Genomic DNA, 14,443 nt, shown 5'->3' on the forward strand with positions numbered 1-14,443 from the left:
CCCCTTTCTCTGAAAATAATCAGTCTATATCGGCAATAAAGCTAATAACTTTAGAATTTATTTGGCATAAATTAAGAACAGCTATTGCTTTGAATGAGCTATGAATGTGCATCTAATATAAAAAATAATCCCTTATTGATAAAAAGAGAAAATAGTATATGACTATTGAGTAGATAAGCTGATTATTTAACTGCAAAATAAGCTTGTTTTGTTAGAACCAAGCGAAGAAGTGAGATAATAAAATGTTGAAAGTAACTACTTAAGAAGAAATACACGGCGGATTGGAATTTATTTTTATATATGTGTAGAAATGATTGATAGAGCTTCTATTGCTCTGTGTGACAAGGGAAAGGTGCGATTGCTGCCATTTTTGGTATCACCTAGAAAAATAGTACGTTTCACTAAATTCACATGTTGCCATTCTATTTTAAGTAATTCTCCAAGTCTCATTCCTGTTTCGATAGCTACTAAGACAACTAGATAATTAAGAAGCAGGTTTCGTGATTGTTTGCAGGCTATGAGCAGGTGTTCTTCTTCATCCTCTTCTAATCGGCTCGTGCGAGCATTGGATGGGCTTGCGAATATTGGACAATGGATTATCAACTAGTATATTCCATTCTTTCTTGGCAATGGTAAATGCGAAAGGAGAGCAAGTTCTAGCCTGACGGTTCCTGCTGCCACCTCCTTTAAGCGTGTATCTCAATATTTAGTAAAATCAGCAGAAGTTAATGAAGATAAGGTGCATTTAGAAAGCGGATGCTTAAGCCATATATTGATTCGGCCTAGTTCCCTGCTTCTGCCTTTCTTGCTGGGATTACTCATCCCTATAACGAATCAGTACTTCAGCAAGGGTGGTATTTTCTGCACGGCTACAACTTATAAAAATGCCTATATCCATCTCTGATTCTATATTACGAATCCAGATATAAGCATCTTTCTGAACAAGAATGATTTGGAGATAAGTGAATGTCTTTTACGTCTGATTTGAGCATTCTATTTGCCTGATGCAAGCTTACGGACTGTTGCCATATTTCACCTCACTGTGAGTGAAGTATGAATAGCAAAGAATCGAGGAATTTATAATTCAGGTAACTAATTGATAATTAATCAGGAATAATCCGAATACACGTGTGGTACACACGTATTTTAAGTTCCTTATGTCTAACAATTTCAGTATCCTGGCAATCAAAATAAGCTGGATTTTGGAGGCGGGGGTCGGAATCGAACCGGCGTAGACGGCTTTGCAGGCCGCTGCATAACCACTCTGCCACCCCGCCATTCATTTTTTATAATCAGAATGTGGTCTGTATCGTAACACCACGATGAATAATATGATATGGATTATTTATCTATTTGCTAAAAAATCCAATTTATCTCGATATTGGAGCGGGAAACGAGGCTCGAACTCGCGACCCCAACCTTGGCAAGGTTGTGCTCTACCACTGAGCTATTCCCGCAATTTTGAGTTCTACGTACTAACAGCAAACACAATTCAGAAATAAAGAGAGGATTATAAAGATGCTGTATATTTTGTCAAGAAACGCATGAATCAAGTCTTCCTTAAACCGTTATTTTGCGATTCAATGTATCATCGCAAGATTTGCTGTAGCCATTTGCTAATATCGGCGAGCTCCTCAGAACAGACAGAATGCTCCATTGGATACTCATGCCATTCGACTTGGTAGCCGGCCTCTACTAGTTGTTGCCGGGAAGTTTTCGCTAGGCGGATCGGTACAATAGGATCATGGCTGCCATGCGCCATAAAAATGGAGGTGGAGATATTAGCATTATGTGTTTCCTTGGCAAGGGTATGCGCTAACGGTAGATAACTTGATAGCGCCATAATGCCTCCTAATTTGTCTGGGTTACGCAGGCCAACCTGTAAAGCCATGACGCCTCCTTGAGAAAATCCAGCTAATACAATATGGTTAGAAGAAATGCCGCGTTGATTTTCTCGCTCAATCAGTGCTGTGATTGCATGTTGGGAGCGACGAATACCTGCTTCATCTTCATAGTGATTTAAATTTGGAAGCTTAATGTCATACCATGCACGCATAATAAAGCCTTGATTAATGCTTACCGGTTGTTTAGGTGCATGAGGAAAAATAAAACGTATTGCGGTGTCAGGTGGTAGCTTGAGCTCATGTATAATAGGCACGAAATCATTACCGTCAGCGCCAAGCCCATGCATCCATAAAATTGAATGAGTTGGTTGTGCGCCTGTTTCTAGCTCAATTGCAGGAAGTTGCTGTGATAAAGGGGTGGGCATGATAGAGACTGATTGATTCGATTAATAATAAAATTTGTTTTTCAAAAGCTATACAGGTTACAGGAGATGTGCATGAAACGCAGGGATTTTATCAAATTGATCGGTGCAAGTATTACCTTGCTTCCTATCACTCCATCAACTTTTGCGCAAACCACGAGTTCTGGTAAATGGCGCAGTTATCGGTTGTCATATCAAGTGACTTTACCTTCAACGGGCAAGAATGCACGTCTTTGGTTACCACTGCCGGATACCAACGACACGTCTTATCAGTTTACTCAAGGAAGTGTTTGGAATGGTAACGCTAAATCAGCAAAGTTTTATACCCTTCCTCAAACGAATTTTCCAGCATTTTATGCTGAATGGAATAGTGGTGGTGAGCGCCTTGCCACAGTGAGCAGCATCGTCAAGACCGCACAACGACAAATTGATCTACAACATTATAATGTACCAGCCAAAGCAATTATTCATGACAATATCAAACATTTCCTGCAATCTACGCAACAAATGCCATTAGATGGGATTGTGCACCAAACCGCTTCTTCCATTACCAAAGAGAGTAAGAACAGTTCTCCTTTGCAGAAAGCTAGGCTTATTTACGATTGGGTAATTGACAATGCTGCACATGACCAGAGCGTGCGTGGTAGAGGAAAGGGCGATATTAAGCAGATGCTGGCAAGTGGAAACCTGAAAGGAAAGTGTGCGGACATTAATGCCTTATTCGTTGGCTTGGCGCGCGCCTCAGGCATTCCTGCACGGCAGCAATTTGGTATCCGGATGGACGAATCAGTGTTGAACAAAAATTTAGGTAAGTTTGGTGATATCAGTACAGCGCAGCATTGTCGTGCGGAGTTTTACCTTGCCGGTCTTGGCTGGGTACCCGTTGATCCGGCTGGTGTGTGTGAAGTCATCGCATTAGATAACTTGCCTCGCAGTCATGAGCAAATCAACACATTGAGAGAGAAATTGTTCGGCACTTGGGAAATGAATTGGGTAGCTTTTAACCATGGAGAAAATATTACCTTGGGTCAGAATAGCAAAGCAGGAAAAGTACCATTCTTCCTGTATCCACATGCTGAAATAGATGGAAAGCAATTGGATAGCCTTGATCCACAGGCATTTTCATATAAAATTGCGTCAGCAGCATTGATTGGTACAGGAGCAAAACTTTAGATAATCAGAAAAAAACTCGTGCACAGGATAATGAGAAAGTGCCTTTTTGCTAGATAAATTCATTGCCCCTTATAAAGGCTCATCAGGGGCAATGAGTGTTGATGATCTTGAATATTGATTTCTGCTGATGCCGTTGAACAGATAATAATGAGTAAGGCGGCATTAGAGTATACTTAAATACGAGTTAGCGCTCTAGTTTATCCAGTTTGTCCTTAACAGTGGCCCATTCATCAGCATCCAGCGGCGCATCTTTTTTCTCGATGATAGGTTTCCAAATTTTAGATAATTCCTCATTAAGGGCAATGAAACCGCGTTGATTGTCAGGGACATCATCTTCAGCATAAATCGCTTCCACAGGGCACTCAGCTACACATAACGTGCAGTCAATACATTCATCAGGGTCAATTACTAGAAAATTGGGACCTTCGCGGAAGCAATCCACCGGGCATACATCGACACAATCAGTATATTTACATTTGATACAACTTTCGGTTACTACATAAGTCATGATGGAATTCCTTGCGTGGTACTTATAAGATTCAGAATCTTGAATTTTATCAGAAATTGAGGGGGCTCTACTACTCTGTCAGTGGCCTTCTTAAAGAGAGAGTCAGAATAACACTATAAAAGTACATTAATTTAATGTTTCACAAGCAGAACACTTGGTAATTTTTAATATGCAAGGTTATTGCATTGACTCATGTTTATTAAAAATATCTTATACTTATTTGAATAACTTGCTGAATTAATGAATTTTATGCTGTGCATTGTGACAAGTCGCATGCAGAGGATATCATGTGTTCTGCAGAAACAGATGAATAATAAAAATGAAAACTATGAAAATCGTTACTTGGAATGTTAATTCACTAAAAGTTCGCCTGCCGCAGGTCATTAACTGGTTAGTGGCCAATCAGCCAGATGTATTATGTTTACAGGAAACCAAACTGCAAGACGAGTTTTTTCCGGCCGCTGAGATTGCAGCACTTGGCTATCAATCCATTTATACCGGACAGAAAATGTTTAATGGCGTTGCGCTATTAAGTAGGCAAAATGGAGCTGATGTAGTTATGGCAATTCCCAATTTGGATGATAGCCAGAAGCGAATCATCGCGGCGACTTATGGAGGTGTACGCGTAGTCTGTGTGTATGTGCCCAACGGGGAAAGTATTGCATCGGATAAGTATCAATATAAGTTAATGTGGCTAGACGCATTGAACCAATGGCTCAGCAAGGAACTGGAGCAATATCCACGATTAGCTTTGCTTGGAGATTTTAATATTGCGCCGGAAGATCGAGATGTGCATGATCCCGATTTGTGGAAAGGTCAGGTACTTTGCAGTGAGTCCGAAAGAAATGCCTTCCAGGAATTATTGAAGCTCGGTTTCGTTGACAGTTTTCGTTTATTTGATCAGCCAGAAAAGTCATATACGTGGTGGGATTACCGCATGCTCGCTTTCCGCCGCAACAGAGGATTGCGTATTGACCATATCATGCTCAGCAATAAGCTGGCCAGTATCTGTAAAAGCTGCATGATCGATAAGGAGCCCAGAAAATTGGAACGGCCTTCTGATCATAGTCCCGTTATAGTTGAAATTGCCCAAAACTTGGAGCAAGCTCTATCGTGCAGCTAACCGGATAATCCTGTAACTGTTCTGGTCAGGTTCGGTCCGGAAAGATTCGAATAGTCCTAATTGAGTGTTTCCGCGTAAGCTGAATCAGAAATCAATGAGCTGATTATCCTCTGTTGCGAGCATAGTGATATAGCGAGCATAGGGATTTATTCAGAAGCGTTTCAGTGCGCTTGCCGACCCTGAGATATTTCTGAGTTATCTCTTCCAGAATAACACTATTCCATCGAATGCAGACCAATCATATTGCCTTCGGTATCAACCACCAAAGAAATAAAGCCGTATTGACCAATGGATTTCTTTTCTTGCATTATTTTTCCTCCAGAAGCGGCCGCACGAGCGGCCGCAAATGCGCAGTCAGTGCACGTAAAATAAATTAATACACTATTTCCACCGGATGAAACGCCTTCCTTCTTGACCAATGCGCCAGTTATTCCTTTTTCATCCTTTACCATCGGAAAAGCCCATAATTCTATTTTCATTTCCGGAGGAGAGTTAAGCTGTTCCAGCTTAACCTCAAAAACAGCTTCATAAAAACGCTTAGCCCGCTCGAGATCTTGCACGTAGATTTCAAACCATCCAACTGGATTATTGCTCATTTGAATATCTCCTAAAAATGCAAATCATGTGTTAACACAAGAATGAGTTCAGGATCCTTGACTTTTTATGAACTACTGATGCTGTCTGTTATCGAGTACCTTATCTAGACTACTGAAGGTAGTTAAGGATAGCAACTAAAAAATGAGAAATTGATATGCAGCAGGTTTTCATGTCCGTCATTAGAAGAGGTGAGGACCGATTATAAAGTTATCCTCGCAGGTTCCACTTTGCTCTCACTCTTTGATGTTCTTAAAAAGGCGATAGAATTACAGTATATGGCATATTATGTTTTTCTAGGCTCTCTTCCAGAGCAGGATGTATATCTCCGTCTTTGGCTGCTTTATTGCTATTTTAGCTATATTTTAGCATTTATTGAGTCATTGCGGCCGTCCCAATAATTTGCGCAAATAAATACGCTCGCCATTACTGACAGGATAAATCCATGGTTGATTTGGGTTGTTATTTAACAAAGGAAGTTTCCCAGATTCCTTGCGAATGCTGCTCTTGCTAGCGTCGTGGAACACAAAGAACCGTCTCTGCCAATGTCTGCAATCTAATTGGTGGAAATTTTGGAGAATGGAGACCGTGTAATCAACGAAGCACTGCGCACTCTTGAGTTGATCTATGTAATCTTTTTTTGAAGGCTGCCCAGATTTTAAGTCAAAGCAAAGAATGTAACCATCATTTTCTAAACGACAGAACAATATAGCATCACAGGCCTTGCGAACGCTATGTCAATCCGAGAAGGGTGTGTTGTGCCCCGCTTTGTCAAAGCATAAAGCAACTGCGGTAGTTCCAACGCCATCGATTTGCATTTTTTGAGGGAAGCCTGTTTTCCATTTTCTTCAATTATGACACAGCCATCTTTGACTAAGTGTAGGCGGTTCCGCCCAAAAAGCTGACCTAACACAGTAAGTCCTTCGCTAGGCATTTATTCTCCCCCGTAACGTATTTCATCCTGGATTTGATTCATTTCGTCGATACTGTCATCGAAGGTAATTGCTTCAAGCCCTAGGTGGGGGGCGATTTTGGCTCGTTCTAAAGTATATTTTGGCTTACGTTTAGTGCCTATGTTTTTGGTCATGTAAAGGGCTACTTGTTCGGGAGCTAAGATTTGAGCTTCTTGATAGCCGAAATCCTTCTGAATCCGTATGTAATGCGGCAGCCTCCGATTAAGCATTATTAGAGTGTTGAACTCTTTTATGATGTAATCGCTATGGGTTGTGACGAATACTTTAACCCCTGTATTGACTAGCTTGGCAAGGAAACGGGCCATTCTTCGCTGATTGACAGGGTGCAAATTTAATTCAGGTTCGTCAATCATGAGCATACTGCCCTTAGCAGCGATGCCGTTGAGCCAATACCAAAGCACGAGGAGGGAGCGTACCGCGCTGGAGGCCTCAGTTAATGCTAGTTTTGTGTTGCGAGGGGCGCGGGGATAAAATAGGTGTTGCCATCCTTAGTGGTGGTGTAGAAACCACCGGCAATCTCTTTGAAATCCTCCAGTAGATCAGGGTGTTCGCTTATTAGCTTGCCGGTATTATCTTCCAGGGATTGAAGTCGATTGACAAAGCGGACATTGTCGTCCACTGGCAGGGCGTAGCCACGTTTGTAAACTGCATCGAACAATGCGGCTGGAGTAATTTGTTGAGCCTTGTCTTTTTCCAGTTGGGAAAGTAAGCCAACAATTTTATTTTTCGTCAGATTTAATTCGTCCTTGAAAATAGCTGCGCCAGTTCGTTCGGCGCTTGCCATAAAAATATTAGGTAGATAAATATCCAATACTGCATCCAACATGACCTGCCGGACAAACTCTTCCAGAGTGTATTGAGGCCATGGTGACTCTCCGGGTTCACGAAGTGCAGCAACCTCAATTTCAGGTTGTCCCGCGGGTTTTTTTGCAGTGAATATGACCTTTCCTTGGTCACTAATGGATTCTGATTCATAATTTCGATAGATCCATTAGTCAGTTAGAGGGATTTCGAATGACAGAGTAGTATCCACAAATCTTTGTTCTGGCGTTGCTAGGGCAAAGGGCAGATAGGCTTTCCATTTTTCAGATGTTTTTTTTCGTATTTCATCCCAGTGCGCAACAAAATTGTCTTGCAGATTAACTTTTAGTACGCCATTTTCATGCAAACTGCGCATGTCAGTATTCGGGATAGTCCATTCTACCAATCCTCGCCATTTCGCCAATAGAGCATAGGTAGCATAAGTGACGTAAGTCTTGCCAGTATGTTGAGTCCGCATACGATAGTCAGCGGTGACAACTCAAGTATAGCATGATCAACTGCACCAAGATTTTTAAAGGTAAACTTCATTTTTTGCCGCTCCTACAATGCATCTTGTTATCTAATATCTAGAAAAGTTATATCTTGCATTCGTTAAAGAAATTAGAGCTCAGGCTAGCCATAAAGACAGTTGTTCTGGATTTTTATAAAAGAATAAAGCGACCTGTTCAATCTGAGTGAAGTGCAGCTTTGAAATAACGTTACTATTTGTTAATCGTTGATCAGAACTTATTTAATCACTTTTTCTCCATAGTCTTGATAAACGCATTGGCTTCATTAATGGATTTTTCCATCGAACTAATGAGTGAGGATACATCAGACTGGAGTGTACCTAGTTCTCCCTTCAATGAGGCGATTGCTTGTGCGTTCAGGTTATGTTTGAGGTACATGACCTGATCTTTGAATACCATTAGCACCGGTTGAAGTTTGCTTTCTGCATTTTTCATGGTGGTGATCAGCTGTTGGTAGTGCGCTTGGGTGGCTAATAGCTTCTGCTGGCTGCTGCGTTTGAGTGATGCGTTAGAATATTGGGCGATTTCCTGTTCCCATTCGTCAAACAATGCCTGAGAGACATCTTCGATGGCAGCAATGCGATCGCTGACTTCGTTTGCCTTGGCGACGCTGGCTTCATATTCGCTGTTTAATTTCTTGTAGACTACTTCCAGGTCGCCACCTTTGAAGTTGGTCACGGCGGTGAACTGCTCCAGAGCTGATTTGAACTGCTCTTTGGTTTCTTCCTGGGTGTCACGCGCGTTTTCCACTCGATGCACTAGCACATCGCGCTTAGGAATTCCGATTTTTTCCAACCCACTGTAATAGAGGGTGGAGCAAGCAGCCAAAGAAAATAGTAGCAAGCAAGCGAAGAAGCGAGATAAGCTCATCATGATGTTTTCCTCAAAAGAATCAGTCAATGAAAAATTAACGGAGGATCCCCCGCCGCAGCATTTGCCACATGACCTTGAATCCCCACAGGATCGGGTAGCGTCGTAGCATGGGTGTAACTTCAACCCGAACACCGCTATGGCGTTCTATTTTCCACGCAGCGTAGTTGAGGTAGTCATGGAATGTCAATGTGGCTTTACTCAAGCGTAATATCGAGAGAATTCTTCCCTGCCAGCGCCTGAGACGCCAGTACAAGCGGGCTCGTCGGTTATCTGATGGCGTGGCCTGACAGTAATAATGCCCATCGGTTTGAACAGTCAGCAGGCCGCTTAAAGCGGGCAAGGCGGCAGCCGTCAACCGTTCATAATTATTAAGACTAAGCTGAGCGAGGTGACGTGCACGCGTGATTCGTTCGGCGCGTAGTTCTGCTGCGTAAGTTAACATCAGACCCTGAGTCCAGATTTCTTCAGTATTTAATGCGTGTGCTTCAAGTGCTAACAGGCTGGATTTCAGGAATTTTACGACTGCTTGCGCCATAGCCACATTGACGCGTTGACGGATGAAATCATTGCGCGCATAGAGTAATCGCGCCGGTTGAGCGAAGCGTGCCCAGAGATAGGGATGAAACCAGTAAAGATTGCCGTATTCGAAATCGGTGGTTGAGAAGACCGCATACTTGGCACGGAAGATTTTTTCCTGCTGGGTGACTTCCAGATAGAATACATTGGGAGGAAGCCAGGCATTCAGGTAAGCCAGATAGCGCTTAGCGTAGGCATTACGGTAATCATTGACCAGTACGTGGAAATCGGCGATGCCTTCAGATAGATTGCTGGTGTGTAGACAGGAGCCATACAGGATGATGGCATCCAGCGAGTGAGCAAAGCGCTGTTTAATTGCCTCAGCCAGATACTCGAAATCAGGCGAGACTGTTTGGGCATTTTGTGAAGCGATAATTTCTACCAGCGGCGCGGGTGGTTGCTCAGCGTGGAGTACTTTGTTTTTTTTCATCGTTAACTCAAGTTACAGTACGAGAAAGGTAATGGGTCCACTAGCCGAGATACGTAGGGGGCCATGTTGGCGCGAGGCATGAAACAGCTCGCCATCTACGATGTACTCATCATCCAGCGATAATTCCAGCACCTGAGTATTATAACTGACATAGCCGTCTTCCTTCTTGAGGCGATGTCCACGACCTGTGATTAACGGCAAAATCGAGCACCAGAACTTTTTGCTATGTTGTCGAACAAAAGTGACATGCAGAGGTGCTGATTCATATCCCCAATAAGGTCGAATGCCCATCAATAGCTGTTCCAGCGCACTGACCAGAACTAATAAATAGCGCTCCTCGCGCCTTGTTCCTGTTTCGTCTTCGATAGTGATTTGCACCGGTGCCCATTCGGGCTGCGGCTGCCCCAGAAAGGTGCCTAATAAAGAGCGCAATACGATGAGTGTCGTAAAAATATCTCCGGTAATGCCTATTTGTTTGATTGGGCTGCGCGAGAATTTGACTCCGCGCGCAATCAGTCCCAGCCCAAAAAACATGCCATAGATTTTTTCCCGTCCTGTTTGTTCGATACACAATACCGGTCGCTCAACAAGTACGGGAGCTGAACGTGGAGCAGGTTGCTGCAGATAGTGTTTTAAGCGACGCAGGATATGATCCGGTTTGCCGCGGATGCCCAGATCAAGTGCAGTCATATTGGTCGTTCCGCCAGGAATAATAGTCAGAACCGGCCATTGTTCAGACGGTAACCAAGCATAGAGGCGATTGAGTATTCCCTGGAAGGTGCCATCCCCCCCAAGGATGATTAGCCAGTCAATCTTTGCCTGAATGAGTGCTTTTACCGAAGTGTCGAAATCTGCGGCATTCGTGACCACCCACTGGTGAATACCGGGTATCTCCGCCAGTAACTGCTTGATCAGCTTATGACGTTTGCGTGCCTTTCCGCCCAATGGATTGAGAATCAGTCCGACACGGGCTGTTCCTGTTTCCAGGCTATGGATTCGTAATGGCACTATCATTTTTCTCGGCAAGAGGAACGCGGGTGAATACTTTGACAGCCAACTGTTGTCTGTCTCGTATTGGGTCAATTGCTTCCATCCATGATGTTAGTGATCCCTCTAGGCGTCGGGTTTGCCAGGCAACAAGTACCCGCCAGGCGAGAAAAAGTGTGGATAAGCCATGCCAACCAACGACCAATAAGAACCCGATATCTGGTCGGTCAGCAAGCCAACTGGCAGTCATTAGAATCAGATTGGGATTACGCCGGGCAGTAATTAGGCGATTGAACGAATCAATCCGTTGCCACATAAACATGACAAAAGGCGCAAGCCAAAATTCGAATAACCCTTCACAGATACGTCCACCAATGTAACCCACAAATATCAGCCAGACCAATAATTCCAGATTCGCTAGTGGGACTGCAGTTGTCGTTAAACCGACCCCCCAGGCAAAGTACCATAGCGGTGGATGAATAATATCCAGGCCATGATCCATTACATCGCCCAGCCGGCTTGAACTAAGCGTAACGCGTGCCAGTTTTCCATCCACAGTATCTAAGAAAGTCATTAACCATCCCATGATCAGGCCACTTGCATAGTAACCATGCCAGAAGGCAACTCCAGCAAAAATTGCTAATAGCAGGCTGAACAGCGTTACCTGATTGGGCATTATTTTCCAGCGCACACAGAGGTGGGTTGCCCAAAATGCAGGTATTGGCCATAACCATTTGGTGACGAGATCGGTTACGCCTTTATAAGATCCTGCGAACAATTCCCATTCAAGTGCCTCTCGAGCAGCGCAGCTAATCAAGAGTATATAAGGGTGCTCTTTTTTCTTCAGGTTCTGCTGGATACCTAACTGTAAATCTTTCAGAGTGTATTTCTTAATATTAGAGAATGTTTCCATATTTTCCTTACTTAAGGCTTCAAGCAGGGTGGGAACATTTTTTCCGACAGTGCGTATGGCAACGGCCATGCCGCCTTGACTATATAATATGATGTCTTCTTGCAAGTTGATCAAAGCAGCTATCACCCTAGTATCATATAAATGATCGGCGCGTAGCAGCAGTGCAGGCGCATCGCCCGGAATGTCTGCTGGGTTATCAGTCAGATGGGTTTGTTTGAGAGATGCTGCCGTACGTAGCAGCCGTTCGCGGCCACTCAGTCCCCAGAGGCTGGTTTCGCTTTCACCGAGGATATAAATATAAGTTGTCGACATGAACTAAGATTGAAATTGAAATGAGATGAAGAATTAATAAATTCGCCGCAACCACAGAATGGTCAAGGTAATGAGGATTAAACTGGGAAGGATGGATGTCAATACTAGATTCAAATGTAGCAACAAGCCAGCATTAGCAATGATTTGGTCGAGTAGATAAACTCCTACTCCGATCACGGTAGCCAGCGTCAGTTTACCTGCCAACCCCTCACGGACCGAACCGAAAATAAAGGGAATGCCAAGTAATATCATGGCAATGATCATGAGCGCGTTACCTATTTTGCGCCATATAGCCATGAGATATGCATCGGCTTTCTGGCCAGTCTCTTGCAGAAATTCTGTATGTCGTATTAACTCAACCGGGGAAAGGCTCTCGGGAGGCTTGGCCAATGTAGAAATATCTTCCGCTTTAAGAAAGGATTGCCACTCTACGGTGCTGGCAGTGGTTAATGCAATGTTTTTTTCTGTGAATGTTCTGACAGTCACATCATTTAATCGCCATAATTCATCATTGAGATTATCCGCAAACTTTGCGTGCGTATGCGAAGCAAGCAAGTTTTGCTCATTAAAATGCATGATTTCAACATCAACTGCTATATTTCCAGGCAGGATTTCACCGATACGTAATATATTATGCTCATTGCGTGTCCAGATCCCAAGCCCCTTTCCAAGCTCAGCGGTTTTCTCCATTGCGGTAGCCCGCAATGCAATAGCTCTTTGTTGAAGTTGTGGAGCGATGAATTGCTCCATCACAGCGATGATTAGAATTAATGTCATCCCAATGCCAACAGGGACTATACTAAGCCGGGCGGGTGACAATCCTGCGACACGTATGGCCACTAATTCGAGATTAATGGCTAATTTACCTAGCGCACCAACTGTGCCCAGCAGAGCGATAAAGGGCGCAATCTGAATAAACCGGCGTGGCATCAGCATGGCAACATACAGAAAGGCATCTCTCGTCTGATAAGTGCCTTTGCCGACATCATCGAGTTGCTCCAATAAATCGAAGAAACTGAATAACGGTAATAACACTAGAGTAGCGATGGCCATAGCCATTACTATTTGTTTGGCGATATAACGGGAGGCAGTTTTCATCGTTTTCTAAACAATTTTTGTCTTGAGCCAGGCAAAAGCAGTCCAGCGATAATAAAAAGCAGGAGATATAACCACCATATACCCGGTATTGCGGGGACCACACCTTGTTCTACCCATGTTTGAGCCAAGCCGCTGAGATTATAGTAAATAGCAAACACGGTGGCGGCAATCAGAAAGGTTTTGTCGCTTTTGTTTTGACGAGGAGAAAGGCGCGTAAACGAGACAGCAATCAAAGCCAGCAGAATAGTTGCAACTGGACGAGAAAGCCGCCATTGAAGCTCTGCAATATCATGAGCTCTTTCGGATTCCCATAATATACGTGTTGGTGCAGCTTTGCGTCGATGCCACTTTGATTGCTCGTTTTCAGTAAAATAGATCATTTTTTGATATTGAATTGCACTATCGCTATCTTTTGGGTAGGCAAGGCGATAAATATAGCCTTCAAATAATTCGATATGCGGCCGCTGTTCTAGTGATATCTGTTGCCGTTGAATGGCTTCCTTTGCTATTACAATCTCGCTGATACCGTCTTTCTTGATAAAGTGAAATACTTCTTCCAGGCGCATGCTAGAATCATCCTTGGCTTGTACGAAAACCACGCGACCGCTCTTTTCACTGCCATAAAAACGTCCTGCCTGGAAACGATTGGCATTGAGTTCAGCTTCAGCTTGCGCATTGAGAATATAGGTTTCAGCATAAGCCCAGGGGCGTGCATAAAGTGAGAGCACACCACTCATGATGCCTACAGGAACCGCAACCAATAATACTGTATAAAGAACACGGTAATCGCTGAATCCGACAGAACGTAATATGTTCATTTCTTGATCCCTGCTCATTCTACTTAATCCATAAATGACAGAAACATAGAATGAGATAGGGATCAACACTTCTAGAGCAATGATCGTTTTTAGCATCACTAGTTGAAGCATGGCGACCATACCGAGTGTTTCAGTGACCGCGCCAGCCAGTAATCGAGCAATACTGAAGCTAACGAAAAGCCCCACAAGAATGCTGAGTACAGTGAAAAAAGGGAAGAGCAGCTCTCGTGTGATGTATTTCTCGATGATTTTCATTAAATCGGTTTATTTTTGTAAATATTGATCTGGCTTAAATGGAGGGCCGCATAACCAAGCATTCAACCACGGCAGTTATCTAGCCATTCTCTAAATAAGATTTTATCAGCAACCAGTCATCAAGTTTATCAGCATCAATTTCTACCCGTAGAAAGGGTAGAGTAATCGTCTGAACATAAAACCTATTTTCACTGAAACAATTTGCAGCGTGT

15 protein-coding genes and 2 tRNA genes are annotated in these 14,443 nt (G+C 43.4%); 2 read left to right on the top strand and 15 right to left on the bottom strand.

Going from position 1 to position 14,443, the window contains the following annotated elements; translation table 11 throughout:
• Positions 1–294 precede the first annotated feature (294 nt).
• The 4 genes from BM122_RS25960 to BM122_RS09215 all read right to left on the bottom strand — a co-directional run bounded on the left by BM122_RS25960 (position 295) and on the right by BM122_RS09215 (position 2,269).
• The gene (locus tag BM122_RS25960; RefSeq protein ID WP_074905295.1) at positions 295–603 is read right to left on the bottom strand and encodes a tyrosine-type recombinase/integrase; all 309 of its coding nucleotides are present in this window, start codon (positions 601–603) and stop codon (positions 295–297) included.
• A 600-nt stretch (positions 604–1,203) separates the two neighbouring features.
• A tRNA-Cys gene (locus BM122_RS09205) sits at positions 1,204–1,277 on the bottom strand.
• Positions 1,278–1,382: 105 nt separating this feature from the next.
• Positions 1,383–1,457, bottom strand: a tRNA-Gly gene (locus tag BM122_RS09210).
• 131 nt (positions 1,458–1,588) lie between these two features.
• Positions 1,589–2,269: an alpha/beta hydrolase gene (locus tag BM122_RS09215; protein ID WP_074905296.1), complete on the bottom strand. Its 681-nt coding sequence runs from the start codon at positions 2,267–2,269 to the stop codon at positions 1,589–1,591.
• Between the two features lie 72 nt (positions 2,270–2,341).
• On the opposite strand from BM122_RS09215, the gene BM122_RS09220 reads away from it, so the two are divergent.
• A complete protein-coding gene (locus BM122_RS09220) occupies positions 2,342–3,439 on the top strand; it encodes a transglutaminase-like domain-containing protein (protein WP_074905297.1) in 1,098 nt (365 codons plus the stop codon).
• A gap of 184 nt (positions 3,440–3,623) precedes the next feature.
• Here the strand turns inward: BM122_RS09220 and fdxA are convergent, their stop codons facing one another.
• Complete coding sequence (gene fdxA, locus BM122_RS09225; RefSeq protein ID WP_074905298.1) at positions 3,624–3,947, bottom strand: ferredoxin FdxA; 324 nt, start codon at positions 3,945–3,947, stop codon at positions 3,624–3,626.
• A 328-nt stretch (positions 3,948–4,275) separates the two neighbouring features.
• On the opposite strand from fdxA, the gene xth reads away from it, so the two are divergent.
• A complete protein-coding gene (gene xth, locus BM122_RS09230) occupies positions 4,276–5,070 on the top strand; it encodes an exodeoxyribonuclease III (protein WP_074905299.1) in 795 nt (264 codons plus the stop codon).
• A 215-nt stretch (positions 5,071–5,285) separates the two neighbouring features.
• Here xth and BM122_RS09235 read toward each other — a convergent pair whose 3' ends face one another.
• From BM122_RS09235 to lptF, 10 genes are all read right to left on the bottom strand, one after another.
• Positions 5,286–5,666 carry a VOC family protein gene (locus tag BM122_RS09235; protein ID WP_074905300.1) on the bottom strand — a complete coding sequence of 127 codons (381 nt, stop codon included), beginning with the start codon at positions 5,664–5,666 and terminating at the stop codon, positions 5,286–5,288.
• Between the two features lie 932 nt (positions 5,667–6,598).
• The gene (locus tag BM122_RS21605; RefSeq protein WP_083398427.1) at positions 6,599–7,039 is read right to left on the bottom strand and encodes an AAA family ATPase; all 441 of its coding nucleotides are present in this window, start codon (positions 7,037–7,039) and stop codon (positions 6,599–6,601) included.
• Positions 7,040–7,077: 38 nt separating this feature from the next.
• Entirely contained in the window at positions 7,078–7,449 is a 372-nt protein-coding gene (locus tag BM122_RS21610; RefSeq protein ID WP_143083381.1) for a hypothetical protein, read from the bottom strand.
• 180 nt (positions 7,450–7,629) lie between these two features.
• A complete protein-coding gene (locus BM122_RS21615) occupies positions 7,630–7,917 on the bottom strand; it encodes a hypothetical protein (RefSeq protein WP_083398429.1) in 288 nt (95 codons plus the stop codon).
• Positions 7,918–8,194: 277 nt separating this feature from the next.
• Positions 8,195–8,842, bottom strand: a complete 648-nt coding sequence (locus BM122_RS09250; protein WP_074905302.1) for a DUF2959 domain-containing protein — start codon at positions 8,840–8,842, stop codon at positions 8,195–8,197.
• Between the two features lie 34 nt (positions 8,843–8,876).
• Positions 8,877–9,848: a hypothetical protein gene (locus tag BM122_RS25030; protein WP_074905303.1), complete on the bottom strand. Its 972-nt coding sequence runs from the start codon at positions 9,846–9,848 to the stop codon at positions 8,877–8,879.
• Positions 9,849–9,860: 12 nt separating this feature from the next.
• The gene (locus BM122_RS25035; protein ID WP_074905304.1) at positions 9,861–10,862 is read right to left on the bottom strand and encodes a diacylglycerol/lipid kinase family protein; all 1,002 of its coding nucleotides are present in this window, start codon (positions 10,860–10,862) and stop codon (positions 9,861–9,863) included.
• Positions 10,837–12,060, bottom strand: a complete 1,224-nt coding sequence (locus BM122_RS09265; protein WP_074905305.1) for a CDP-alcohol phosphatidyltransferase family protein — start codon at positions 12,058–12,060, stop codon at positions 10,837–10,839. Before BM122_RS09265 ends, BM122_RS25035 begins: the two co-directional genes overlap by 26 nt.
• A 33-nt stretch (positions 12,061–12,093) precedes the next feature.
• Complete coding sequence (lptG, locus tag BM122_RS09270) at positions 12,094–13,158, bottom strand: LPS export ABC transporter permease LptG (protein ID WP_074905306.1); 1,065 nt, start codon at positions 13,156–13,158, stop codon at positions 12,094–12,096.
• Positions 13,155–14,231 (bottom strand): LPS export ABC transporter permease LptF, encoded by a 1,077-nt coding sequence (gene lptF, locus BM122_RS09275; protein WP_074905307.1) that lies wholly within the window; start codon positions 14,229–14,231, stop codon positions 13,155–13,157. The genes lptG and lptF overlap by 4 nt, the downstream gene beginning before the upstream one ends.
• Positions 14,232–14,443 lie beyond the last annotated feature (212 nt).

The organism is Nitrosomonas communis, assembly GCF_900114745.1.
Lineage (GTDB): Bacteria > Pseudomonadota > Gammaproteobacteria > Burkholderiales > Nitrosomonadaceae > Nitrosomonas > Nitrosomonas communis_A.

What these genes read in the sequence shown, in the direction of transcription:
- BM122_RS09215 (WP_074905296.1), bottom strand. Translation starts at nt 2,269, where the DNA reads ATGCCCACCCCTTTATCACAGCAACTTCCTGCAATTGAGCTAGAAACA.
- BM122_RS09220 (WP_074905297.1), top strand. Translation starts at nt 2,342, where the DNA reads ATGAAACGCAGGGATTTTATCAAATTGATCGGTGCAAGTATTACCTTG.
- fdxA (WP_074905298.1), bottom strand. Translation starts at nt 3,947, where the DNA reads ATGACTTATGTAGTAACCGAAAGTTGTATCAAATGTAAATATACTGAT.
- xth (WP_074905299.1), top strand. Translation starts at nt 4,276, where the DNA reads ATGAAAATCGTTACTTGGAATGTTAATTCACTAAAAGTTCGCCTGCCG.
- BM122_RS09235 (WP_074905300.1), bottom strand. Translation starts at nt 5,666, where the DNA reads ATGAGCAATAATCCAGTTGGATGGTTTGAAATCTACGTGCAAGATCTC.
- BM122_RS21615 (WP_083398429.1), bottom strand. Translation starts at nt 7,917, where the DNA reads ATGCGGACTCAACATACTGGCAAGACTTACGTCACTTATGCTACCTAT.
- BM122_RS09250 (WP_074905302.1), bottom strand. Translation starts at nt 8,842, where the DNA reads ATGATGAGCTTATCTCGCTTCTTCGCTTGCTTGCTACTATTTTCTTTG.
- BM122_RS25030 (WP_074905303.1), bottom strand. Translation starts at nt 9,848, where the DNA reads ATGAAAAAAAACAAAGTACTCCACGCTGAGCAACCACCCGCGCCGCTG.
- BM122_RS25035 (WP_074905304.1), bottom strand. Translation starts at nt 10,862, where the DNA reads ATGATAGTGCCATTACGAATCCATAGCCTGGAAACAGGAACAGCCCGT.
- BM122_RS09265 (WP_074905305.1), bottom strand. Translation starts at nt 12,060, where the DNA reads ATGTCGACAACTTATATTTATATCCTCGGTGAAAGCGAAACCAGCCTC.
- lptG (WP_074905306.1), bottom strand. Translation starts at nt 13,158, where the DNA reads ATGAAAACTGCCTCCCGTTATATCGCCAAACAAATAGTAATGGCTATG.
- lptF (WP_074905307.1), bottom strand. Translation starts at nt 14,231, where the DNA reads ATGAAAATCATCGAGAAATACATCACACGAGAGCTGCTCTTCCCTTTT.